We start from the raw sequence: 25,527 nt of genomic DNA, 5'->3' as shown, positions 1-25,527 counted from the left end.
GTCAATTTTTTAACGCATTCATGGCATCTTCATCTAAAAGTGTTACACCCAATTCAACAGCTTTGTCATACTTACTGCCTGCATCTAATCCATAAATAACATAGTCAGTGTTTTTAGAAACACTGGAAGCCACTTTAGCCCCTAAAGCTTCCAACTCTTTTTTAATCACACCCCGACTGATGCTCATTGTACCTGTGATGACAACCGTTTTACCCTTAAAGTTGTTTTCTGCCACTTCTATTTTTTCTTGTACAGTTGGATGAATAATGGCAATGAGTGCTTCAACCAATGTTTTATTGACGCGCATAAATTCACAAAAAGAGTTTGCCATTTGTTCCCCTATGCCATCGAGTGCCACAAGTGCTTCATACTCTTGATGAATGACTTCTGATCCAAACTCCAAACAAATCTGTTTTGAAGCCACTTCACCAATGTGTTCAATTCCCAAAGCGTTGATGATTCTGTAGAGTTCGCTTCCTTTGGTATTGGCAATGGCATTAAGGAGGTTATTGATTTTTTTATCTTTAAAGCCCTCCAGCGTCGATAAATCCTCATAACGCAATGAATACAAATCCAAAATATCTTTGATTTTATGCTCTTTGACCAACTGTTCTACAATTTTATTGCCAAGACCATCAATATTAAGACAATTTTTGCTGGCAAAATAGATGATAGAATTCACCACTCTGGCTTTACAATCAAGATTTTGACACTTAATAAGTGTGCCTTCATCCAGAAGTTCACTGTTGCATTCAGGGCATGAAGTAGGGCGACTGACTTTGCGTTCATCCCCTTTTCGTCTGTCAGTGAATACCTTGGTGATTTTAGGAATAATGTCTCCACTTTTTATGATAATTACTTCATCCCCCACTCTTAAATCCAATCGTTGTATTTCATCGAAATTGTGCAGGGTTGCTCTTGAAACAGTTGAACCATCTATTAAAGTGGGTTCAACAATAGCAACGGGAGTAACTACTCCTGTTCGCCCAACTTGCAGAATAATCTCTTTAACTTTGGTGGTTTTTTCAACCGCTGGGAATTTATACGCACAGGACCATTTAGGATATTTAACGGTATATCCCAATTCATCTTGAGTCTCTAAATCGTCAATTTTAATGACCATACCGTCAAGCATCATCTCAATTGAGTCACGTGATGCAATGATTTTATGGTAAAGTTCTTCAATCTCTTCTACATTGTGACACACTTTTTGTAAAGGAGGTTTGACAAAACCTAAAGTATAAATGTACTCCATACGTTCCGAATTGGTTTTAAAGTTTAAACTGTTTTGACCAATTCCCCAGACATTAAAAAAGAGTTTTCGTTTGGCAGTAATGGCGGGATCGAGTTGTCTTAAGCTTCCCGAAGCAGCATTTCTTGGGTTAGCAAAAAGTTGTTCACCGTTTAAAAGTCGTTCTTGATTGATTTTTTCAAAATCACTTTTTTTAATAACAATTTCACCGCGAATTTCAATGAGCGACTTCTCTTGAATTTGCAAAGGAATCGAGTGAATGGTTAAGACATTATTGGTGATCTCTTCACCGGTTGTTCCATCACCCCTTGAAATGGCTTGTTTTAAAAGACCATTTTCATAAATAAGATTTAAGCTTGCCCCATCAAATTTGGGTTCACAGTAATACTCTAAGTGGGTGTTGACTTTTTTGGCTCGATTGATCCAATCGATTAACTCTTGCGTATTAAAAATATCTTCTTGCGACCACATTCGTGAAAGATGATTGGCTTTATTAAAGCCTTCCAAAACCACACCACCGACTCGTTTTGTAGGTGAGTTAGCATGAACCTCTTTTGGATTTTCCTGTTCGTAGGCTAAAACAATTCTGTTGAGTTTGTCATACTCTTCATCCGTAGCAATAGGGTTGTCATTGACATAATAGGCGTGTGACCAAGTGATTAATTGTTCTACATTTTTTATATATTCGTTGTGTGTCATTTAGTGTCTTTATATTTTTTTATTGTGCCATTTTATAATAACTTCTCTTGTAAAACTATATTAACTTTTGTAATCATCTATTTTCTGTAAAATATCAACACGAAATGGTTTTAAAAATGATGCTTTCCCATCCATGTTCGACAATCGGGTATATTCACTTTTTATTTTTGTATGGAGTTGTTCCTCCATGCTGTGTGAGATGTAGCTTAAGTTTATCTGTTTTTTCTCAAAATCTTCAAAACTTTCGTAGTTCACTTCTGTTTGAAAAAATATCTCTTTAAAGAGTTTGAATTGATTATTATTCACAGAATTTTTAATGGCTTCAAAGGCGTCAATACGCACTTGTTGTTCATCATGAAAAAGTGAAATCAGATAGTTTTGATCACCATAAAAGAGTGGTTCAGATATATAAGCCAAACCGTTGGGTTTTAAAACTCTTTTGATTTCATTTAGTGCGTTTGGCATAAACTCTTTTTGAATGTGATGAAAAGATTTGAACATAAAAACAATATCCACACTGTTGTCTTCAAGTTTTATATCTTCTGCCGCGCCTAAAACAAACTGAATATTTTCAAAATGCGTTTTTACATTTTTATTGTGTTGTATTTCATCAATCTCATAAGCAATAATTTTTCGATTGAAGCCCGTTTGTGCAATCTGTTTGGTTTTGGCTGCATCGCCACAACCCAATTCTAAAATAACTTTATCATTTAAATTGAGAGTTTCAATTAAATAGTGTTCATCGAAAGTCTCTGTAATATTTTCATCAATCAGTTTCATAATTTCTCCTAATAAAAATGTAATTATACAGAAACAATTTGCTGTTTTGATAAATGTTACAATATTTGATATAATAAATTTTTTATTTTGGAGTTGCAATGAGTTATACCGATATTTTCATCTTAGGTTGGAACCTAAATGCTTTCATGTTTGTAGTGAATTTACTTTTGGCTGTTTTTATTTTACAATCAAAAAATGCCGAAGATGTGGAAAAAGAGAATGAAAAATTGACACAATTAAAAGAGGAGTTTGACCATTTTTATCCCAATAGAAAGTATGAAACAATCGTAACTTACCTTATCCCTTTTACCGCTTTTTTCAGAATGGGTTTTAGGCTCATTGAAATGCTCTCATTTTTTTCAAGAAACAAAGGCGTTACGATGTACGATTTTATGGTCTATAAATATATGGCAGACATCAACAAAGCCAAAAGGCATCAATCTTTTGAATAGAGTGTCAGCTCATATAACCAATGAAATAACTCCAAGGTTTCATCATAAAATTTAAAATTTTTATTAATGATATTTTTACTTAAAAATGTTTTATTGGGTTTAAAAGTAGTGTACGCATACATGGCATTAAACAGACTCAAATACGCATAGGGATTGGTTTCATCAAAACCTACTGGATAACGCTTAAAATGAGGCTCTATAATCTCTATTTTCTTCTGTTTTAATTTCTCTAATATTTCATGCAACGCTTTGGCATTTTTTTCAATTTGAATATACTCTCGATATTTTTTAAGCAAAGGTGGTTTAAACGTTCGAATACCTGTTGCCACAAATACTTCACTTGAAGTGTAGTGCATATAAAAACTTGCACTTTGCATTCGGTGAGTGCTTCCTTGCCAAAACATGATTCCAATTCGTGTTTTGATGGGTGTTTTATCGTTTGAAAAACGCACATCGCGATAGATTTTAAAAAGTGAACCCGATACCTTGGGCACAGCTTTTATCATGGGGGCTAGGGCGATGAGATGTTCACCCATTTCATTGACATACGCAATGTTGGGTTTTAAAATAGTTTCTTCCCAAATGTGTCTGTGATCTTCAAACCAAACTTTATTATTGTTTGTTTTGATTTGGTCTAAAAAATCAAGACCTTCTTGGGTAAAACCATTAAAAAGCATTATTTTACCGACTCTACAATTTCCAATAAAATTTTATAAACATTCTCAACCGACTTTAACTCAACGCGCTCTGCTTTTGAGTGGGGATTAAAAATATTGGGCCCAATTGAAGCGACTTTTATATGGGGAAATTTATCTTGAAAAAGTGCGCATTCCAAGCCTGCATGTATGGCTTCAAGGGAAGCCGCAGGAACGTGCTTTTTATAGGTTTCTAACACTTTTTCAGTGAATTCATTGATTTGTGGTTTCCACGCAGGATATTTGCCATTGGTTGTTACTTCAAAACCATAGTGTTCCAACATGCTGATGGTTTCATCTTTTATGCGTTTGAGTTCGTCGTTGTCCATAGAACGTGCACTCAATTCAATTTTAAGGGCATCAACAGAGGTTTTAATTATGGCCATGTTAATTGAAGTTAAGACCACATGAAGTTCTTTATCATAACCTCTTACCCCATTGGCAAATGCATAGATAAAATTGATCACGTTGTCATGATAAACACTTAAGTGTTCGCTCTCACCCTCAATTTTTACAATCTCCATATTCTCATGGCTGGATATGGGTATTTGATTTGTAGCAATAATGGCTTTAACATTTGCAGGAATGGAGTTAATTCTCTCACCGCCATTGATGTCCAAAAGTTTTCCTCCACACTCTTTAATGGTTTTAGCCATAAGTTTAAGGGCGTTGGGTCGCTCTTGATCAATATTTACACCACTGTGACCTCCAGGAAGGTTATTGAGTTGGATTTCATAAAGCTTTAAATGATTCTCATTGGAAATAATTCTTTTATTTGTAAATGCAGCAAAAATATCCACACCACCTGCGCATCCAATACAAATTTCTCCCTCTTCTTCACTGTCGATATTGAGCATATAATTGGCTTGTAGTTCAAAATCAACCGCATTGGCACCAATAAGCCCAATCTCTTCATCAGAAGTAAAAAGATATTCGCAATCGAACCCTTGCTTCATGAGTGAAAGCATATATGCACATCCAATGCCATTATCTGCACCCAAGGTTGAGTTTTTGGCTTTTAAAAAGCCCTCTTCTTCAATGATTTCAGGAATTGTTCCATCAATCAAACAGACAATGTCATAATGGTTTTGTAAACACAATTTGGCACTTGAATGCTCTTTTTTGCATAAAATATTAAAGCTAGAATCAATCAAACAAACATAGCCATGCTGTTGTGCAAAGTTTTGAATATAGGTTATAAAAGGTTGGTGTTCACCAGAACATCGAGGAACTTTGGTTATTTCTTTAAAAATCTCTATTACATCACTCAAAATAAATCCTTTGAATTTTTAGTGAGGGATTATAGCAAAAGTCGCTTGATATTGGAGTTTATTTTTGTTAATGACACTTCCTAATTTCTTCACTTTAGCTCCTAAATTTTAAATTAAATTTCATTGATTTGTTCTATTTTCTTGTTTTTTATTTCCACAATCTGAACAATATTCTTCATAAATAATTGTTTTACTGTTACACGTTTGGCAATTTTCATGCAACTTTATTCCACAAAAAGGGCAATAGTTATGCTTATAATCAATTACTGACCTGCAATGAAAACATTTGGATAAAGAGATTAATTCTTGATACTTTTTATTACTTGGAACAACTTGTTTTATCTTCACAGTTCTTTTTTGAATATAATAAATTAAACCACCAAGTAATAAGACAACCAAAAGAATTGCCACATAATTAAGTACAGAAACTAATCCAATAGATATTAAAAAGTCAATAATATTTTTTAAGAGTGTTTTTGGCAAATAATAATAAATTAAAATCAGAGTATGCCAAAGAAATGGAAGAAATAATAAAAAAGTAATATTTGCACTGATAATTTTTACAATAGGATTATATTTTTTCCCTTTTAAATGTTGTCTGTTTGTTTTGTAATAAAAAAATCCAAAAAACAACAATAAAGGAATAATAAAAATCAACATATGTATGTAAGCTTTAATCGGTTGCCAAAAAGTATATGAAGCTTTTTCTTTTTCGAACATTGCTTTATTATTGTTGATGTATTGAGCATATTCAACATATCCCTTAACAGAAGTGACAGAGGGCACCGATTTTAGCTCTTTTTGCAGATTATTATTATCTAATAATAAGGCATTATACTCATTTTTTGCCCCTATTAATGCTTTGTTATTTGACATATTAGCCATATGTTCAAAGAGCCTAGTGTTATATTGTTTAGTAATGATATTAAGTCGTTCATTGTTTTGTCGTTGTTTGTATGTAATCGTATCAATTATTCGGGAATTGTTTATAAAAGAACTTTCTAATCTTAAGGCATCTGTTTTTTTATTTAACTCTTGACAATATATACTCTTATATGATGAACGATGACTGTTCCTTTCATTGTTATTATAATCTTGAAATCCCTCATATGTTGTTTGAATGTTTTCAAAATGTTTATTACAAAAAGAAGGATAATAAAGGTAACTCTTTGGAACTTTTTTCATTTCAGCATCTATACCAATTTGAATATTAGTGAAAATAAAAATATTAAGAACTATCAATAAAAACATTGAAATAGGAGTTAATGGCTCATCTTTAAAATTTAATAAATCATTTTTAATTGACTTCCCTTTTTGTAACCATTTCCACATATTCAATCCTTTAAATGCTAATTTTGCATAATTCTATATAAAATTTTCTTAAAACCATCAAAAAATATCACATTCTAGTTACAACACATTTCAATTTGTAAAGTAAATAATTATAATTTTTTTGATACACTTCTTCTCTTTATTTGGAGAAAATATGAAAAATAGTTTTTTAACTTTTTTAATTATTGTTATATTTTGGGGTTGTAGTTCAAAAGAACCATATTTAAAAAATTGGAATGAAATTGAGCAAAAAGAGTTAAATAATAAATCGTTGGATGGTGAATATTTGTGTACACCAGAAACAAGCCCAAGTTGGTACAAAAATAACTGGCCATATTTCTTTATTGGAGATTTAAACAAAAAAATACGAAATGATTATTACCATTCAAAAATTATTGGGCATGAATGTTACTCTTTTATTATAGAAGGTAACAAAGATGGATTTTCTATGATTTTTTTCAATAAAGAAAAAGATATACAATCGAAAATAGATTTAAAACATAAAAGAGATTATGTTTTTGATGATAATCAAATAAAAATGAACACACATTTTTCAAGTACAAATTATATTGCTGGACTTGCAACAAGTACCAATATTCTTTTAAAAAATAAAAGCAATGATTTAATTATTAAATCTGAATCAAGTGCAACACTAGTTTTTTGGCCTATTCCTGGTTTTTGGACTTATTGGGCGAAATTTCATAGAATTGATATAAAATAAATATAAACGTAAACATTAAAATTTAATATAGGAGCTAAAGTGAAGAAATTAGTAGGAATAATGTCATTGTTAATTATAATGATATTGAGTGGTTGTTCAAGCAGTAAGTACTCTTTGAGTGATTATCAGGATGCAAATATTGCACAAGATGGAGTTTATAAATTTAATAACCCAAGAATAAAAGAGAGTAATTTATTGGTAAAAATAACAACCTACAAAGATACAAAAGATGGTTCCTTAAAAAAGAAAATCATGATGTTAAATATCGATAAACAATCCAATATTACTGATTTTCAAGAAAATGATACGGGTGTAATTGTTTGGCCTTTTTACAATATTATTCGAAATAAGGTATCTACAAGAATCTACGAAAAAGGTTCGTTTAATGAATTGGTACAACATCATCCTTATTTTATCTCTGCTGGAAGCAATAATGGTGAAGTGGGATTCAGTTATAAATTAGATTTTTCTGAAGCAGAATTTATTAAATAAATATAGATTTGTTGTAATCAAGAGAGAGGCAATTACCCCTCTTGATTACTCAAATACTCATGTGCTAAGTATGAACTTCTGGCATAGGGTGTGCTGTGTACGAATTCGAAGCCTAAATCCATTGCCAGTTTTTTGTATCGATCGAACTGTTCTGGTTTGACATATTCTACGACTTTTTCGTATTCACCTGATGGGGCTAAATATTGCCCAATGCTTAAGAATTTACAGCCAACAGCTATGAGGTCTTTAAATACCGCAACCATCTCTTCTTCGGTTTCACCTAAACCTACCATTAAAGCACTTTTGGTTTTAATTTTATCGCCACCAAGTTCTTTGAGTCGTTTTAATACTTCAAGTGAACGTTCATATGAAGCGTTTTTTCTTATTTTGTAAAATCTGGGTACGGTTTCAACGTTGTGCCCAATAATCACTGCCCCTGATTCAACCACTCTTTGAAGTGACTGCTCTTTGGCTTTAAAATCGGGAATTAAAATCTCCACTTGTGTAGAGGGGGATTTTTCTAAAATATCTTGGGTTACACGGTAAAATTGTTCAGCTCCACCGTCGGGTAAATCGTCCCTTGCTGGGCTGGTGATGACCACAAATTTTAAGCCCAAATGTAACACAGATGTAGTCACTTTATCGATTTCTGTTAAGTCCACTTCTGTGGGAAGTCCTGTGTGAACATTACAGTATGAACATCGTCTTGTGCAGATGTTACCTAAAATTAAAAAAGTGGCATTTTTTTTCGCAAAACACTCACTGATGTTAGGGCATTTTGCCTCTTGGCAAATGGTGTGAAGCCCACCGACATCTTTTAATAAAGACTCCATCTCTATTTGTGCGGCAGGAGTTATTTTTTTTCTTAACCAGACGGGTTTTTTATAGTTTGTTTCACTGCTTGGTGCTGTCATTTGTATCCTTTAATAACTGCTGTAAACAATCACGCTCTGTATCATTTAAAATTGAATCTTCTAATTGGACACCAAAGGTCTCTTTAAAAGCGGTTGTTAATTTTTCTATAGCCTCTCCATAAGAGAGTTGTACACCAATCTCTTCTAGGCTATGACCTAATTCTATTGTGTTATCGACTCTAAACAAAGGAATAGAGCCGTGTTGAAATATCATATTTTTCGAGCGTTTTTGAGCATTGCCACCCATTTTTATTCCATTGATAATAATGTCATACGCTTCGTATCCTACTTGACAAAAATCGCTTTTACTTAATTGAATGGTATCAATATCTTTTGCATAGTTTGCTTTTAAATTAAGGTTATTATAAAAACGTAAAAGAAATGAACAAATTTTTTCATAACTTTGTTTTACATTTAACTCACCCAAAAAAGTTGTGGGCAGAACCAAACTGTATGAAATATCGTGGCCATGAAATAAAACACCGCCACCTGAAACCCTTTTTGCACAGTTTCCATTGTATTGTTTATAAAAGTTCTCATACGATTCTGGTTTTTGAGAGATACCTACGGTGTAAGATTTTTCCCAAGAGTAGAATCGTAAAATGGGTTTGTCCCCATTTTTAAAAGAGCTTGCCAAGGCTTTATCGGTTGCCATATTGACCAATGCACTTTCATTATATGAGTGTAATACTCTAAAAACGGTTTGATTATCCATAAAAACTCTGCTTTCCCTTAATCCAATTTAAGCGTTAACTTTAACTAAGCTTGACTTTTGAAGATTAAATTATAACCTTTATAAAAAGTTAATTCTAATATTTTTAATACTAATATTTTGACTTAAGTTTCAGTTAAAATATGTGACCAACTTATGATATAACGTACATAATTAGTACATAACTTAAAAAACTTGAACTTTCTTAAGTGAAAGTTAAGTTATAAGTAGCTTTAAACTTAATTATTAATTAATTTAAATACCTAATTTTTTTGCAAAATTTGGAAAAAATTGACTGAAAAATTAAAAAAAATTTTATTTCTTATAATTTCTTGTTACCAATAAATACTAAATGCTAAATAAGATTATTAGAGTATTATGTTAGTTCTTATAGTTAAATATACTTTAAGTATTAAAACATCAAAAATAAATAAAAGGAATTACATGTCTGTTATGAATTTAGAAGATATTGATCCACAAGAGACGCAAGAGTGGATTGATGCTTTAGAAGTTGTGATTAAAGAAGAGGGGAGCGAAAGAGCTCACTATTTATTGGATCAATTAATTGATAATGCCAGAAGAAATGGGGCGCATATTCCTCACAGTGCGAATACGGCTTATCTTAATACGATTCCAGTTGATCAAGAACCCAAAATGCCAGCCAATCATGATTTAGAAAGAAAAATCCGATCAATTATCAGATGGAATGCTCAAACTATGGTTTTAAGAGCATCTAAAAAACATTTAGAACTGGGTGGACACATTGCCTCTTTTCAATCATCTGCAACGCTTTATGACGTCGCATTTAATCACTTTTTTAAAGCACCAAACGAGAACGATGGTGGAGATTTAGTATTTTATCAAGGGCACATTGCTCCTGGTATTTATGCAAGAAGTTTTGTTGAAGGAAGACTCTCTGAAGAACAAATGGACAATTTCAGACAAGAAGCCTTTGCTAATGGATTGTCTTCATATCCTCATCCAAAACTCATGCCAAACTATTGGCAATTCCCAACAGTTTCAATGGGACTTGGGCCAATTCAAGCGATTTATCAAGCACGATTTTTAAAATACTTAACACACAGAGGTATTAAAGATTGTAGCGCTCAAAAAGTTTATTGTTTTATGGGTGATGGTGAGTGTGATGAGCCTGAATCTCTGGGTGCTATTGGTCTTGCTGGAAGAGAAGGGTTAGATAACTTAGTATTTGTTATTAACTGTAACTTACAAAGACTCGATGGTCCAGTACGAGGAAACGGAAAAATCATTCAAGAACTTGAAGGAAATTTCAGAGGAAATGGTTGGGAAGTGCTAAAAGTCATTTGGGGAAGTCATTGGGATGCTTTGATTGCTAAAGACAAATCTGGAAAACTGCAACAACTCATGGAAGAGACTGTTGATGGTGAGTATCAAAACTTTAAACAAAAAGGTGGTGCTTATACAAGAGAGAACTTCTTTAACAAATATCCAGAGACAGCTAAATTAGTAGAGAATATGAGTGATGATGATATTTGGAGATTAAACAGAGGTGGACATGACCCTGTTAAAGTCTATGCAGCATATAAAAAAGCCTCTGAGATTAAAGGTAAACCAACAGTAATTTTAGCTAAAACGGTTAAAGGTTATGGAATGGGTGAAGCAGCAGAGGGTAAAAATATTGCACATGGTGTTAAAAAAGTGGATACAAGTGTATTACGACAATTCAGAGACAGATTTAATATTCCTGTTTCAGATGAAGATGTAGAGAACTTAGCGTATTACAGACCAGCTGAAGATTCTCCTGAAATGGCCTACATGAAAGAGAGACGAGCAACATTGGGAGGAGCAGTTCCTCAAAGAAGAACAAAATTTTCAACACCTTTAGAAATTCCTACTTTGGATAAATTTGATGCAGTATTAGAAGGTTCAGGGGAGAGAGAAATCTCTACAACCATGGCGTTTGTAAGAGTATTAAATATTTTGGTTAAAGACAAAGCCATTGGTAAAAAAATTGTTCCAATCGTTCCTGATGAAGCCAGAACATTTGGTATGGAAGGGATGTTCAGACAATTGGGTATTTACTCATCTGAAGGTCAAAAATATATCCCACAAGATAAAGACCAAGTGGCATACTATAAAGAAGATAAAAAAGGTCAAGTTCTTCAAGAAGGTATCAACGAACTTGGTGCTATGGGTTCTTGGGTTGCAGCTGCAACTTCATACTCAGTCAATGATTGTCCAATGATTCCATTTTATGTATTTTATTCAATGTTTGGATTCCAAAGAACAGGTGATATTTGTTGGGCAGCGGGTGACCAAATGGCAAGAGGTTTCTTAGTCGGTGGAACATCGGGAAGAACAACACTTAATGGGGAAGGTCTACAACATGAAGATGGACACTCGCATGTTATTGCTAATACCATTCCAAATTGTGTCACGTATGATCCAACATATGGGTATGAAGTGGCAGTAATTGTTCAAAATGGTATTGAAAGAATGTACGGTGAAAAACAAGAAGATGTGTACTTCTATTTAACGACATTAAATGAAAACTATAAACAACCAGCTATGCCAGAAGGTGCGGTTGAAGGTATCTTAAAAGGTATTTATAAATTAAAAGATGTTGAAGCTAAAAACAATTATAAAGTGAAATTATTGGGTTCAGGTTCAATTTTAGAGCAAGTAAGAGTCGCTTCTGAAACATTAGCAAGTGAGTATGGCATTGCTTCTGAGCTTTATTCTGTTACTTCGTACAATGAGTTAGCAAGAGAAGCACAAGATGTTGAAAGATACAACTTATTGCACATTGAAGAAGAGGACAGAGTGCCTTATGTTGACCAAGTTCTTGGACAAGACAAAGAGAGCCTTATTATTTCAGCAACAGATTACATTAAATCGTATTCTGAACAATTAGCACCATTTGTAAGTGGTTCATTTAAAGCACTTGGAACCGATGGTTTTGGGCGAAGTGATTCAAGAGCCAATTTAAGATCTTTCTTTGAAGTGGATTCTGATTTTATTGTATTTACAACATTGGCACAATTGGCAAAAGCGGGAAAAATTGATAAAAAAGTGGTATTAGAAGCGATGAAAAAATACAATATCAATCCAGAAAAAATCAATCCATTAAAAGCATAAGGAGTAAAAGATGAGTAGAATTCAAGATATTTTTATTCCTGATTTAGGGGCAGATAAAGACGTTGATTTAATTGACATTATGGTGAGTGTAGGTGATACGGTTGAAGTTGAAGATGGTTTAATCACTTTAGAAACAGACAAAGCATCTATGGACGTTCCAACAACACACGCAGGAGTCGTTAAAGAGATTCTTGTAAAAGTGGGCGATAAAGTCAACAGTGGCGATTTGATTGCTCGAATTGAAGTAGAAGATGAAGCAGCAGCACAAACACCTGCACCAAGTGTTGCAAAAGAGCCAGTAGCTGCCGTTGCTGTTGAAAAAGCACCAGAGCCAAAAGCAACGGTCTCAACAGAAGCAATGAGTTTGGAAGATGCAAAAGCACAACTTGAAGCCATTTCAGCTGCCAATGCACAAGTATCGTGCCAATTTGTCAACGAACAAACGATTTGTTCAGTCGTGGAAGAGGTGTATGTCCCTGATTTAGGAAGCGATACCGATGTGGATTTAATTGATATCATGGTTGCAGTTGGTGATACAGTTGAGTTTGATGATGGTTTGATTACTTTAGAGACTGAAAAAGCTTCCATGGATGTGCCTGCACCATTTGCAGGTGAAATTTTAGAACTTTGTGTTGAAGTGGGTGCTAAAGTCAACAGCGGAGATTTGATTGCCAAAGTGATAAGAACGGTAGTTATGGAAAACAAACTTCCAACACCTGCTCCAGAAGTTGCAGTTGAAACAAAAAAAGAGGAACATACCCCTATTACTGTTCAAGCAGCCGTTGCAACAGTTACGGGTGAAAGTACCAATGTATTAAGCACTAAAGCAACAAAAGTCTATGCTTCACCATCAGTAAGAAAACTTGCTCGTGAGTTTGGTGTGGATTTAGGTTTTGTAAAAGGAACAGGGCGAAAAAACAGAATTTTAAAAGAAGATGTCAAAGCCTATGTCAAAGAACAACTCAATAAACCAGCAGCTGCTGCAGGTGGTGCTGGGTTAGGATTTAATCTTCCAGAGCCTAAAGTGATTGATTTTGCACAATTTGGTGAAATCGAAACCGTTGAGTTAAGCCGAATTCAAAAAATTTCAGGGCCAAGTTTACACCGAAACTGGTTAGCTATGCCACACGTAACTCAATTTGATGAAGCGGATATTACCGAGATGGAAAGCTTCAGAAAAGAGCAAAATGCCCTTGCAACTGATTTTAAACTTTCACCTTTAGTGTTTGTCGTAAAAGCTGTGGCAAAAGCGTTGGCATTACACCCTAAATTCAATGCCTCATTGAGTGCCGATGGACAAAGCCTAATCATGAAAAAGTATTTCCATATTGCTATTGCCGTAGATACACCAAATGGTTTAGTTGTTCCAGTTATTCGTGATGTCAATAAAAAAGGGTTCAAACAAATTGCAATAGAGATGGCTGAAATTTCACAAAAAGCCCGAGAGGGGAAACTTAAAGCTACCGATATGCAAGGGGCTTCATTTACAATTTCTTCTTTGGGTGGAATTGGAGGAACGTACTTTACGCCAATTATCAACGCCCCTGAAGTGGCTATTTTAGGATTGTCTAAATCTGAAATGAAACCAAAATGGAACGGTGAAACTTTTGAGCCAAGATTAACGCTTCCATTGTCTTTGTCGTATGATCATAAAGTCATTGATGGTGCCGATGGTGCAAGATTTACAAATACATTATCTAAGCTGTTAAGCGACATTAGATTATTAAGTCTATAAGGAAACTAATATGAATGAAGTAAAAGGACAAGTATTAGTTATAGGAGCAGGGCCTGGTGGCTATTCTGCTGCTTTTAGATGTGCTGATTTGGGTTTAGAAACCGTATTGGTTGAACGACATTCTACATTAGGTGGGGTGTGTTTGAATGTAGGATGTATTCCATCTAAAGCATTGCTTCATGTGGCAAAAGTCATAGAAGAAGCAGAACACATTGAACACGCAGGGGTGAGTTTTGCAAAACCCACAGTTGATATTACTAAAGTTGCAGCGTATAAAAGCGGTGTAGTTAAAAAACTCACCGATGGGTTAAGTGCCATGGCTAAAATGAGAAAAGTTACCGTGATTCAAGGTACGGCTACATTTTTAGATAAAAACTCTGTAGAAGTTGCACACACCAACAGCGATGAAAAAACAAAAGTAACGTTTGATAATTGTATTATTGCAGCAGGAAGCCAAAGCTCTAAAATGTCGTTTATTCCGCATGAAGACCCAAGAATTTGGGACTCTACTAATGCTTTAGAAGTCAAAGAAGTGCCTAAAAGACTCCTTGTAATGGGTGGAGGAATTATTGGACTTGAAATGGGTACAGTATACCAAAAATTGGGTTCTCAAGTTGATTTTGTGGTACGGGGAAAACAACTCATGTCGGGAACAGATGCGGACATTGTTAAAATGTACACCAAAGCGAACACACATCGATTTAACATCATGTTTGAAACACAAGCGCAATCAATCATTCCTAAACAAGATGGTGTGTATGTTGAGTTTAAAGGAAAAAGTGCGCCAGAAGGTGCTGTGGTGTATGATGCCATTTTAGTTGCCATGGGACGAAGTGCCAATGGATTAAAACTGGGATTAGATAAATGTGGTGTCAATGTTGATGAATATGGCATCATAAAAGTTGATAATCAAATGAGAACCAATGTAGAAAACATTTTTGCTATTGGTGATATTGTGGGGCAACCCATGCTTGCACACAAAGCCGTACATGAAGCGCATGTGGCAGCTGAAGTCATTGCTGGGCATAAAGCCTTTTTTGAACCAAAACAAATCCCGTCAATTGCCTATACTTTCCCAGAAATTGCATGGGCAGGTATGACAGAAAATGATGCAAAAGCTGCTGGTATAAACTATGAAGTAGCAACATTCCCTTGGAGTGCATCAGGGCGAGCCTTGGCTGCGGATGTTTCAAACAATGGTATGACAAAACTTATCTTCGATAAAGAGACCCACCAACTCATTGGTGGAGCCTTAGTGGGTGATAATGCAGGTGAGCTCTTAGGTGAAATTTCTTTAGCCTTAGAGATGGATTGTGATGCAGAAGATATTGCACTCACTATTCACGCACACCCAACACTACACGAATCTGTAGGTATGGCGGCAGAAATATTTGAAGGAAGCATCACCGATCTTCCCAACGCAAAAGCAGTAAAGAGAAAGTAATTTCTCTTTACGCACCCCTTTATAACTTCTCTTAATTTCTTTTCAGTAAAAAAGCACTATGATTTTGCATTAAAATAAAAGGATCATACTATGTATTGCCAAACATCAGATAATTTTGAAAAAAGTTGCATTCCAAAAACAGTCAATGCTTCAATTGCAGTCTTAACCCCTAAAGAAGACAAAGATTTTATTGTAAGAAAAGTAACCTTAGCCAAAGAGGGTTCAATGCCCAATCACACCAATGAGATTCAACACCAACAATATGTCTTAAAAGGTGAAGCCAAAGTGATTGTGGGCAGTGAAGAGTATCATGCCAAAGCGGGAGATTTTATCTATATTCCAGCAGGTGTGAATCACATGTACGAAGCATGTTATGGAAGTGAGTATGAATTTTTGTGTATGATTACAACCAAAGAGGATCATATCCAAATGATTGAGCATTAAAAAAGGGTCAGATATTTATCTGACCCTTTTTTTATTGTTGTTTCGGTTGATTTGCCGATATAACATCTTTTAAATCTCTTTTTCTGTAGGCCAAACCAATGGTTACAAAAACCAAGACAATTAAGACATAGACCCACATCGGAATAGGAAGAGGGTCTCCTGTGGCGTATGAGTGCATTCCAGAGAGATAGAAGTTGACTCCAAAGTAGGTCATTAAAATGGTTGAAAATCCTAAGATAGATGCTACAGAGAGCACAAATGGAGTATTAAACCCTTTAATCAATCTTAAGTGAAGTACCAATACATAAGCTACAATTGATACATAAGCCCAAGTCTCTTTAGGATCCCATCCCCAATATCTTCCCCACGATTCATTTGCCCAAATTCCACCTAAAAAGTTTCCAATTGTTAGTGCCGTAAGACCAATAATCAAAGATACTTCATTGATTGTTACAATGTGTTTGATGGTTTCATCAATGTGCGGATTGTTTTTGTTCCTAAAAATAAACAGTAACATTGCCATGTACCCCAAAACAGCACTCAGCCCTAAGAAACCATATGAACCCGTTAGAATTGAGACGTGAATGGTTAACCAATAGGATTTAAGTACTGGTACTAAGTTCGTAATTTGTGGGTCAATATGGCTTAAGTGTGCCGTGAACATAAAAATCCCTGCAATAATCACCGCAGCACTTAATGCTAAAAGTGATTTTCTAAAGAAAACAACCCCTGCAAACGTAGCTGACCATGAGATATACAACAACGATTCATAAGTATCAGACCAAGGTGCATGACCGCTTATATACCATCTTAACGCCATTCCAAAAGTATGTACAAGAAATAACAGTGCAATTACACTGTAAAAAAAGTAGTTTATTTTTTTTGATTGAAGTTGTTGATTAAACACTGAAGCAAATGCCACAATAAAGAGTATAAATCCTGTAATAACATAAGCCAGTGTCAATTTTGGGAAAACATCAATTTTGTCAAAGAAGAGTTCATTTTCCAGTCGTGATTGACTCGGTATAACACTCTCTCCCACTTTTTGTTGATACTGTGAAATGTGTCCAATAAATTCATCTGCCATTTTCCAATTTTCAGTGATGATATAATTGATCAAACCTCTGACCATGGTTTCAACTGCAGCTTTATTTTGGCCGGTAAAGTTTGTGATGGCATCAAGAGGAGTGTACCATTTATCTTTAACCATATCTTGTGGTGTTGGGTTAAATTGCGGGAAGATTTTAAAGATATTTCCACTGTAGACCAAATAGGCAATATTGAGCCGTTCATCTACTTGGATTAAATCTTTTTCAAAGGTTCCACGTTCGTTTGGATTGACTCGATTGGCAGCGTTGATTTCATCGTATAACAAATATTTGTTCTCTTTGAAAACATCCGAAAAGGCAATAAAATTGTCATTGACATCTACCCCAATGAGTTTTTTCAGTTTAGGTGTTTTGATTTTAATCATTTTAACGTGTCGCCAATACTCTGGACGACTGAGCATTCCAAGAACAATTTGGTTATAGTTCATACCAAATAATTCACTTTTACCGCTGAGTTTATTTAAAATTTGTTTGTTCAATGAACCCACAGGTTTCATTCTTCCTTGAGCAGATTGAACGGCAAGTTTAGAGAAGTTTTCTGCTGTTTGAACCGAAGCATCTTTGTAGACATTGACATAATCTTCTACACTCTTATACTCTTTTGCATAGGTATTGGTTGCAGCAAATAAGGCAACAGCTAAAATAAATGAGGCAATATTTTTATCTCTTAAATATTTGGTCAATTTCCAAAATCGACTTTTTGAGTCAAAAAAGTTCCAAACCAGTCCCAATGTTAAGAGAAAATATCCCAAATAGGTTGGCCATTTCCCTGGGTCATTATTGACCGATAAAATGGTACCTAACTCATCTTGGTCGTATGAACTTTGAAAAAACAAATAGTGCCCTTCATGAAGCGTATTGTTCATAAATATTCGATAATCATAATTGCTTCCATCCTCTTTTACTACAGTAACTTCAGAAGCATAAGATGAAGGAGACATACTTCCAGGGTATCGTGTGAGTTGGAAGTCTCTGAGTTTTATTCCAAAAGGAAGGCTTAAAAGTTTTGAACCATATTCGATTGAAACAACGGCATCTGAAAAGGTATTGCTTCGTTGAAATCCAGGTTGTCCTCTTTTCCCAGGGAGTTTAAACTCTTTTGTTTCATCATCAATTGTAGCATCAAGGGTCAAAAGACCCATGGTGTCTTTTCCTTTTTTAGCAAACATATAATCTTTATATTTTAAATCCAGTACTTTATTATCAAATTCAACTTTATAATCAAAATTATTGCCTAATGCAGAAAATTCAATTGGGAACTCTTGGTAGTAGGTTTTATTTTGATAATCAATTTTTACTTGCAAATATGGATCTAAAGAGAACATTTCATGTTGCACTTCTCCTTCTCGTATATGCATAATGCCTTCATAACCCACATATCTTGTAATGGCTGCACCAATTAAAATTACAACAAAAGAGGCGTGAAAGAGAAATTTTGCAGGTTTTTTCCACATTGAAGTTTTATACATGACTCCACATAAGTTTACCACCATAAGAACCAAAGCCGTTTCATACCAAATATTGTTATAAATCATTACTCTTGCCGTTGATGTACCATAATCATTCTCAATAAACGTAGCAACAGCAGCACCTACGCCTAAAATAACAAGTAAAATTGCCATAGTCCAATATGAAAATAGTATTGCGGTCAGTTTTTTCAATTAAAATCCTTTTTGTATGTTATGGTTGTATTATAATCACTCTCGCGTGCAGTAAATGTGTAGTTTTATCTTCAAACGCATGTGGCTCGTAGTATAACAAAAGTTAAATTGTAAAAAGTTTTATTTTTATAACTAAATGAGTATTTTATTAAATAATGAATATAATTGCACGATGAAATTAGACGAATTAAAAAAACTTAAAACACAATGTCTCGAATGGAAAAATGTTAAACCTTGGTATGATCAATTAAAACAGGTTTTAAAAATAGAAAAAGAGCATATTAAGATTGAATTAAACGATTGGGTGAGCATTGGAGAAAAAGATGATTTGACCCCAGCAGAGCATGAATTGATACTTCAAACTGCAAAAACTTTAATTCCTTGGAGAAAAGGGCCCTTTAATCTTTTTGGGCTTAAAATTGACAGTGAATGGCAAAGTAACATTAAATATAATCTCATACGTCCCTATTTTGATTTAAAAGATAAAGTGGTTGCTGATATTGGATGTAATAATGGTTATTATATGTTTAGAATGTTAGAAGATAAACCCAAACGACTCATTGGTTTTGATCCAAGCCCTTTAACAATGCTTCAATTTGAGTTTATCAACCACTTTATTAAATCGGATATTGTATATGAAAAACTGGGTGTCGAACACTTGGAACTTTACAATCATAAATTTGATTTTATATTTATGTTGGGTGTTTTATACCACAGACCAGATCCCGTAGGTACACTAAAATCACTTGCGCGAGGATTAAACCCAGCGGGTGAAATTTTAATTGATACTTTTATGATTGATGGAGAAGATGAAATTGCATTGACGCCAAACAGTCGGTACTCTAAAATTCCTAATATCTACTTTATTCCTACCATTCCAGCTTTAAAAAATTGGCTCAACAGAGCAGGGTTTACAGATATAGAGATATTAAAAACGACTGTCACCACACAAGAAGAGCAAAGAAAAACAGATTGGTCATTTGAACAAAGTTTAGAAGATTTTTTAGACCCCAATGATTCAAGCAAAACCGTAGAAGGGTATCCTGCTCCTAAACGCGTTTATGTTAAAGCAAAAAAGAGTTAATTTTTTAACTCTTAAAAGAGTTCTACGCACTCTTCTGCTTCGGGTTTATAGACTTTATATTTGCTTCGTCCCAAATTTCTTGCTTCATATAAAGAGATATCCGCATTTTTTAGTATTTCATCCATAGAATTGATTTCATAATCGTATTGAGTGATACCCACACAGATGGTTTTTCTCAAAACATGACCCAGTTGATTGACAACCACTTCACTTTTTGCAAAAGTATCAATGAGTTTTTGGGCAACGAGTTCAGCATCGCTTGGGGCAGTCATACTGGATAGAACAACCAAAAATTCATCACGTTCAAGTCTGACAACCAAATCAGACTCTCGTACATTTTCTCGTAATATATTGGCTAAGTTAATCAAAACTTTGTCAGCAATAGTGTAGTCAAATTCATCAATTATGGCTTTATAGTGATCCATACCAACCATCAAAAAAGCTACGTGTTTGGTCTCTCTTTTTGCCAAGGGTAAAAGTTTTTGAAGATGTTCTACAAGAAATTTTCTGTTATACGAATCCGTTAATGTATCTTTAAAAGAGACATCTTCAACCAGCTCTTGATAAGAAACACTGCTGATTAACGGCGAAATCATGTAAAATAAAGTGGTAAGATACTCCTCTTTTTTTGCAATCTCTTTAAAGTGTTTTTTATTGTTACACATAAGAATAAAAGTGATTTTTAATTTTGAATTCATCTCTATGACAAAAGAGTGTAATAAAGAGGTATCACAATACTCAGTATCTGAAGCGTTTTGATAGAGGGTCTCTTTTTGATTGTCATCTGCACAAAAAACCAATATTTTAAGACATTTTACTTTGTAGCTTTTTTCAAGCCAATGATGAAGTTCTTCATAGATATTTTGAACTCTTTTTAAATCTCGAAGCTTTTCGTAAAATTTAAAATACGAATATACATCGTTGGTTAAACTGCTCTCTTCTAAAAATTTTTTTACACTGTTTACAATTAAACTGTTCATATATTGTCCTAAAATAAATCTATGCTGCTGACTTGTGTTTGATTAAATAAAACGACCTGATCTCTGCCTTTATTTTTTGCTTCATAAAGTGCAATATCTGCATTTTTACATACACTGTCAAACGATTTTCCATCATCTGGGAAGATTGAAAGACCAATACTGATGGTTTTACTCAATTTTGTCCCTGCATAAATATCAATTTCATTTAAGCTGACTTGTTCTCTGATTTTATTGGCAACACTCAGCGCGCTCTCTGCTGAATCAATATTGTTTAAAATAACAATAAACTCTTCTCCTCCAAATCGTACAACCAAATCAGACTCTCGTACATTATCAAGTAAAATCACTGCCAACTCTTTTAATACCATATCCCCAATGTCATGACCATACTCATCGTTAACGGCTTTAAAATGATCCATATCCAGCATAAGAACGGCAAGTTTTTTGTTGTCTCTTGTGATTTGTGGGATAGATTTTTTAATGTATTCATCCAGAAATTTTCGGTTATACAGTCCCGTTAATCCATCTCTAAATGCCGAATCTTTAAGCGCTTTAAGAAGTATTTTAACTTCAATAGAGGGAGCGGCTTCATTAATATAACTTTTGATAAAAGGAATATTATCTTTAAGTTTTTGCAATTCATCTTTTGTTTCTAGAATGAAATTAATGACAATAATAATATTTTTATTGATATTAATACTTGTACAATAGTAGTAGTAATTGGTGTTCGTAAAACAAGGACATGAGTTATGAAAATCAACCGAAATAACATCATTGCTCGTTCTTGCTGTTCGACATAAACTCGGATTTCCAGTACTGGTCGTACAGCAAAAATTTAAGTTACCTACTTGTTTAATTATGACACGTTTTTCATCTTTTAAATTGGTTTCAATTATGGTGAAATATTTTAAATGAAATTGATTTTTCAAAACTTGAGCCAAACGGTCATAAATCTCATCTTTTGTTTGATCTTGTTCAATCTCTTTTTTAAATTGATATAAATTTGAAAGATTGGTGATAATGAGTTTTGATTCATCCAAAGGAGTTTGACTCTCTTTTGATGTTGTTTGCCCAATAAAGTATTTGAGTTTTTTGTCAATATCGGTAAATGTTTCTTTGTAACTCTCTAAAAGCAGATTAAAATCATTGCTAAGAATGCTCATATCAGCAGGAAGATTATGAGGTTTTTCAATTGAAATAAATTTCCCATTAATGGCCTCTTTTATACTGTCTGCAATTTTTTCAAAGAGTCTCAAATAGGGGTAATATATTTGAGGTAATGAGAATAATGGTTAAAATACTGATCATTGTAATAATTATGATGATATAAATTGATTCAATTCCAACTTTTTTTAACTCATTGATGTCTAACTCAATTGAGACGGCACCTAAAGTTTCTCCATACTTAACATTATGACATTGAAGACAATTAATTGTCCCTTCTGAGTTAGCAAGATAGGGAATTGTTACACGCATCGTTGTTTCATTATTGGCAAAATTTTCATAGAGTCTGTACTCCATTTTCCCTGTTCTTAAAACTTTTTTATCGATGGGGTCTTTGATTTTTTCATTGTCTTTTCCTACTCCAAATTGCTCATTGACGGCATTTGAACGTACGAACCAGAGTTTTTTGACATTAGACATATTTGAAATAGAGTTAATGAAAGTATCACGTTGGTTCATGTTTCCATTAATCATGTGTGATGTCAGTCCATTTTTTACAACTTCAGAAATAGACTTTGCTGTGTTAATTGAAGTATTGATTCCAGACTCTCTTAAATTGTATGCAATCAAGACAGTAATTATGATTGCCAATAATACTATCATGGTTGAAAACTGTACAATTATTCTTCTCTTCATCAAATATCCTATTTTATATACGTTTGGATTTTACTATAAACTAACTTAATTATTATAAATAATTAATCCAGTTATTTAGTGCAGTTCTCTCTTGTGAAAGCGTAGTATTTAAGCCATGTCCTGGATAAATATCAATATCTCTTTCCCACTTTAAAATCTTACTTAAGCTTTGAATCATCTCTTTTGGACTGGAATAGGGGAAGTCTACTCGACCAATTGAACCGTAAAATATAAAGTCGCCACTAAAAAGTGTATTCTCTATTTCAATTGCACTGCAACCAGGAGTGTGCCCTGGAAAATGATGGAATTTTATGCTGATACCATCTAAAAAAATCTCTTCATCGGGTTCAATCAAAACATCTGCTTTAGTTGTAGGCATTCCAAGACCAAAAAAATCATTTTCTAACATAAATGCATCCTCTTTTGGACAATACACTTTCAAATTCAAATCCTTTTGAAGTTCACTGTTGCTCCAGACATGATCAAAATGCCCATGTGTATTTAACACAGCTATGGGGTTGTTGACATTCTGTTTTACCCAAGAAGATGCCCCCACTCCAGGGTCAATAATAAAATCTTTATTATTCACCGTGACGATGTAACAATTTGTTTGATAATCACCCATAGGCTTTACTTTAATATCCATTTTAAACCTTATTTAGCTAAAATTTGTGATGACAATGACAATGTATGAGGTAATAAGTGTACTACTACAAAACTTTAGAAGATATATTAACAACCAAACTGCCCCAAGAAAAGTTCACTAAATTCGAACTATTTTACACTAATTTTTTAAATAATAGCCTTGTATATGAAAATAAATATACTCCCATAAGCTTAGTTGAACCTTCTTATTCGGGTTTAGTAAAAATTGTTTTACCAAAAGAGGTAAAAATAAGAAAATATTTTGACACCATTGAGGGGAAAGCCTCTTTGCTTCATACCATTTGTCATATTGAGTATTCTGCGGTTGATTTGGCATTGGATGCGGCACTTCGTTTTCAAGATTTGCCCAAAGAGTATTATGAAGATTGGCTTGAAGTAGCCAGTGATGAGATTCGTCATTTTGCGATGTGCGAAAAGATTTTAAATGGTTTAGGGTACAAATATGGGGACATAGAGGTGCATACCAATCTTTTTGAAGCGATGAAAAAAAGCGATACACTCTTAAAAAGAATGGGAATTGTTCCTCGGTATTTAGAAGCAAATGGATTGGATCAAAATCCAAAAATTATGAAAAAATTGCAATCAAATCCAGACAAAATTAATAACACTATTCTTGAGGCATTAAAAATAATCTTAGATGAAGAGATAACGCATGTGTCAAAAGGTGACAAATGGTTCAAATATGCATGTGCTTTAGAAAACAGAGATCCAAATGAGTCTTATTTGGATCTTCTTGAAGAGTTTTACCCCGGATCTACAACCAAAAAAACACAGATGAATTTTGAGGCTCGAAAACAAGCAGGATTTTCTTGTGAGGAATTAAAACGATTATCCAACAGCAACAGTTGCTCTTAAATTAAACAAAACCATACGTTTTGTTTAATTTTTATTGTGGATAGTTTTCGATTATAAAATCAATATCTTTATCGCCTCGACCACTGAGATTCACCAAAATGGTTTGCTCTTTTGAAAGAGTAGGGGCTAATTTCATAGCAAAAGCCACTGCATGAGCAGATTCAAGTGCAGGTATAATCCCTTCGAGCTGAGATAACTTGTAAAAAGCTTCTACGGCTTCATTGTCATTGCATAAACCCACTTTTGTTCTTCCTGACTCTTTTAAGTAGGCATGTTCTGGTCCAACACTGGGATAATCTATTCCCGAACCAATTGAGTGCACTGGTGCAGGTTCACCGTGTTCATCTTTAAGCATAATGGAGTTAAATCCGTGCATAATTCCCTCTTCTCCATAAGTTAAAGAAGCAGAGTGTTCTCCTATTTTATTTCCTTTTCCCATGGGTTCAACACCATACAATTCACTTTTTTCGTCAATAAAACCAGAAAAAATTCCCATGGCATTACTTCCTCCTCCAACACAAGCAACCACATGATCAGGAAGAGCTTTTTCGTGTTCTAAAAACTGCTCTTTGGCTTCAAATCCAATGACACTTTGAAAATCTCTTACCATCATAGGAAAAGGGTGAGGACCAACGACTGAACCAATACAATAAATCGAATTATCGGTATCTTTTAAATATGCTTCAAAAGCTGAATCAACAGCCTCTTTGAGTGTTTTTAACCCATGTGTTGCGGGTACAATTTTTGCTCCAAGAATTTTCATTCTGGTTACATTGGGGTACTCTTTTTTGATATCAACTTCACCCATATGAATTTCACACTCTAAGCCAAAATAGGCTGCTGCTGTTGCTAAAGCAACGCCATGCTGCCCCGCACCTGTTTCCGCAATGACTTTGCTTTTTTTAAGATGTTTAGCTAAAAGCACTTCTGCCATACAATGGTTCAATTTATGCGCGCCTGTGTGGTTTAAATCTTCTCTTTTGAGATAAATTTTTGCACCACCACAATGTTGGGTTAAGTTTTTTGCAAACGTAATAGGAGTAGGTCTTCCTTGAAAGTGTTTACGAATATATTTTAACTCATCAATAAATGCTTTTGAGTTTTTCAACTCTTTGTATGCAGCATTAATTTCTTGAAACGGAACTTCAAGTTGTGGAGGAATATAAGAACCCCCAAATTTCCCAAAAAAACCATTTTCATCAGGCATTGTTTCCAAATAAGATTTTTTCATTTTTATCCTTTTATGCTTGCA

The 25,527-nt window shown here is 34.1% G+C and carries 22 protein-coding genes; 9 read left to right on the top strand and 13 right to left on the bottom strand.

What is annotated here, in order from left to right; all coding sequences use genetic code 11:
- Nucleotide 1 precedes the first annotated feature (1 nt).
- On the bottom strand, nt 2-1,951 hold the full coding sequence (gene ligA / locus ACNI3C_RS11130) for an NAD-dependent DNA ligase LigA (RefSeq protein ID WP_419769873.1): 1,950 nt from the start codon (nt 1,949-1,951) through the stop codon (nt 2-4).
- A gap of 60 nt (nt 1,952-2,011) precedes the next feature.
- Nucleotides 2,012-2,731: a class I SAM-dependent methyltransferase gene (locus ACNI3C_RS11125; RefSeq protein ID WP_419769872.1), complete on the bottom strand. Its 720-nt coding sequence runs from the start codon at nt 2,729-2,731 to the stop codon at nt 2,012-2,014.
- A 98-nt stretch (nt 2,732-2,829) separates the two neighbouring features.
- Between ACNI3C_RS11125 and ACNI3C_RS11120 the strand changes: the two genes are divergently transcribed.
- Nucleotides 2,830-3,183 (top strand): hypothetical protein, encoded by a 354-nt coding sequence (locus ACNI3C_RS11120; protein WP_419769871.1) that lies wholly within the window; start codon nt 2,830-2,832, stop codon nt 3,181-3,183.
- Here ACNI3C_RS11120 and ACNI3C_RS11115 read toward each other — a convergent pair.
- From ACNI3C_RS11115 to ACNI3C_RS11105, 3 genes are all read right to left on the bottom strand, one after another.
- On the bottom strand, nt 3,168-3,860 hold the full coding sequence (locus tag ACNI3C_RS11115; RefSeq protein ID WP_419769870.1) for a DUF2461 domain-containing protein: 693 nt from the start codon (nt 3,858-3,860) through the stop codon (nt 3,168-3,170). The genes ACNI3C_RS11120 and ACNI3C_RS11115 overlap by 16 nt on opposite strands.
- Nucleotides 3,860-5,149 carry a M20/M25/M40 family metallo-hydrolase gene (locus ACNI3C_RS11110; RefSeq protein ID WP_419769869.1) on the bottom strand — a complete coding sequence of 430 codons (1,290 nt, stop codon included), beginning with the start codon at nt 5,147-5,149 and terminating at the stop codon, nt 3,860-3,862. Before ACNI3C_RS11110 ends, ACNI3C_RS11115 begins: the two co-directional genes overlap by 1 nt.
- A gap of 120 nt (nt 5,150-5,269) precedes the next feature.
- Nucleotides 5,270-6,481, bottom strand: coding sequence for a hypothetical protein (locus tag ACNI3C_RS11105; RefSeq protein WP_419769868.1), 1,212 nt, complete (start codon nt 6,479-6,481; stop codon nt 5,270-5,272).
- 154 nt (nt 6,482-6,635) lie between these two features.
- Between ACNI3C_RS11105 and ACNI3C_RS11100 the strand changes: the two genes are divergently transcribed.
- Complete coding sequence (locus ACNI3C_RS11100) at nt 6,636-7,202, top strand: hypothetical protein (RefSeq protein WP_419769867.1); 567 nt, start codon at nt 6,636-6,638, stop codon at nt 7,200-7,202.
- Between the two features lie 39 nt (nt 7,203-7,241).
- The gene (locus ACNI3C_RS11095) at nt 7,242-7,694 is read left to right on the top strand and encodes a hypothetical protein (RefSeq protein WP_419769866.1); all 453 of its coding nucleotides are present in this window, start codon (nt 7,242-7,244) and stop codon (nt 7,692-7,694) included.
- A 32-nt stretch (nt 7,695-7,726) separates the two neighbouring features.
- Here ACNI3C_RS11095 and lipA read toward each other — a convergent pair whose 3' ends face one another.
- Both lipA and ACNI3C_RS11085 read right to left on the bottom strand, forming a co-directional pair.
- Nucleotides 7,727-8,608, bottom strand: coding sequence for a lipoyl synthase (lipA, locus tag ACNI3C_RS11090; RefSeq protein WP_419769865.1), 882 nt, complete (start codon nt 8,606-8,608; stop codon nt 7,727-7,729).
- Entirely contained in the window at nt 8,589-9,323 is a 735-nt protein-coding gene (locus ACNI3C_RS11085; RefSeq protein ID WP_419769864.1) for a lipoate--protein ligase family protein, read from the bottom strand. Before ACNI3C_RS11085 ends, lipA begins: the two co-directional genes overlap by 20 nt.
- Before the next feature lie 441 nt (nt 9,324-9,764).
- Here ACNI3C_RS11085 and aceE point away from each other — a divergent pair, with 441 nt between their 5' ends.
- The 4 genes from aceE to ACNI3C_RS11065 all read left to right on the top strand — a co-directional run bounded on the left by aceE (nt 9,765) and on the right by ACNI3C_RS11065 (nt 16,060).
- Entirely contained in the window at nt 9,765-12,437 is a 2,673-nt protein-coding gene (gene aceE, locus ACNI3C_RS11080; protein WP_419769863.1) for a pyruvate dehydrogenase (acetyl-transferring), homodimeric type, read from the top strand.
- 10 nt (nt 12,438-12,447) lie between these two features.
- A complete protein-coding gene (aceF, locus tag ACNI3C_RS11075; RefSeq protein ID WP_419769862.1) occupies nt 12,448-14,172 on the top strand; it encodes a dihydrolipoyllysine-residue acetyltransferase in 1,725 nt (574 codons plus the stop codon).
- Between the two features lie 10 nt (nt 14,173-14,182).
- Nucleotides 14,183-15,616: a dihydrolipoyl dehydrogenase gene (gene lpdA, locus ACNI3C_RS11070; RefSeq protein ID WP_419769861.1), complete on the top strand. Its 1,434-nt coding sequence runs from the start codon at nt 14,183-14,185 to the stop codon at nt 15,614-15,616.
- Between the two features lie 90 nt (nt 15,617-15,706).
- Nucleotides 15,707-16,060, top strand: coding sequence for a cupin domain-containing protein (locus ACNI3C_RS11065; protein WP_419769860.1), 354 nt, complete (start codon nt 15,707-15,709; stop codon nt 16,058-16,060).
- Between the two features lie 31 nt (nt 16,061-16,091).
- On the opposite strand, the gene ccsA is transcribed toward ACNI3C_RS11065, so the two are convergent.
- Complete coding sequence (ccsA, locus tag ACNI3C_RS11060; RefSeq protein WP_419769859.1) at nt 16,092-18,830, bottom strand: cytochrome c biogenesis protein CcsA; 2,739 nt, start codon at nt 18,828-18,830, stop codon at nt 16,092-16,094.
- A 172-nt stretch (nt 18,831-19,002) separates the two neighbouring features.
- Between ccsA and cmoB the strand changes: the two genes are divergently transcribed.
- Complete coding sequence (cmoB, locus tag ACNI3C_RS11055; RefSeq protein ID WP_419769858.1) at nt 19,003-19,914, top strand: tRNA 5-methoxyuridine(34)/uridine 5-oxyacetic acid(34) synthase CmoB; 912 nt, start codon at nt 19,003-19,005, stop codon at nt 19,912-19,914.
- Nucleotides 19,915-19,925: 11 nt separating this feature from the next.
- On the opposite strand, the gene ACNI3C_RS11050 is transcribed toward cmoB, so the two are convergent.
- The 4 genes from ACNI3C_RS11050 to ACNI3C_RS11035 are packed head-to-tail and all read right to left on the bottom strand — an operon-like array spanning nt 19,926 to nt 23,400.
- Nucleotides 19,926-20,894 (bottom strand): GGDEF domain-containing protein, encoded by a 969-nt coding sequence (locus ACNI3C_RS11050; RefSeq protein ID WP_419769857.1) that lies wholly within the window; start codon nt 20,892-20,894, stop codon nt 19,926-19,928.
- Between the two features lie 8 nt (nt 20,895-20,902).
- A complete protein-coding gene (locus ACNI3C_RS11045) occupies nt 20,903-22,150 on the bottom strand; it encodes a GGDEF domain-containing protein (RefSeq protein ID WP_419769856.1) in 1,248 nt (415 codons plus the stop codon).
- Entirely contained in the window at nt 22,137-22,754 is a 618-nt protein-coding gene (locus ACNI3C_RS11040; RefSeq protein WP_419769855.1) for a hypothetical protein, read from the bottom strand. The genes ACNI3C_RS11045 and ACNI3C_RS11040 overlap by 14 nt, the downstream gene beginning before the upstream one ends.
- Before the next feature lie 52 nt (nt 22,755-22,806).
- Complete coding sequence (locus tag ACNI3C_RS11035; protein WP_419769854.1) at nt 22,807-23,400, bottom strand: MBL fold metallo-hydrolase; 594 nt, start codon at nt 23,398-23,400, stop codon at nt 22,807-22,809.
- 56 nt (nt 23,401-23,456) lie between these two features.
- On the opposite strand from ACNI3C_RS11035, the gene ACNI3C_RS11030 reads away from it, so the two are divergent.
- A complete protein-coding gene (locus tag ACNI3C_RS11030) occupies nt 23,457-24,275 on the top strand; it encodes a ferritin-like domain-containing protein (RefSeq protein WP_419769853.1) in 819 nt (272 codons plus the stop codon).
- A gap of 31 nt (nt 24,276-24,306) precedes the next feature.
- On the opposite strand, the gene trpB is transcribed toward ACNI3C_RS11030, so the two are convergent.
- Nucleotides 24,307-25,506, bottom strand: coding sequence for a tryptophan synthase subunit beta (gene trpB / locus ACNI3C_RS11025; RefSeq protein ID WP_419769852.1), 1,200 nt, complete (start codon nt 25,504-25,506; stop codon nt 24,307-24,309).
- Nucleotides 25,507-25,527 lie beyond the last annotated feature (21 nt).

This window comes from Marinarcus sediminis (SeqCode), assembly GCF_048571275.1.
Lineage (GTDB): Bacteria > Campylobacterota > Campylobacteria > Campylobacterales > Arcobacteraceae > Marinarcus > Marinarcus sediminis.
The sequence above is the reverse complement of the archived record's forward strand: the minus strand, read 5'-3'. Positions and strand labels throughout refer to the sequence as shown.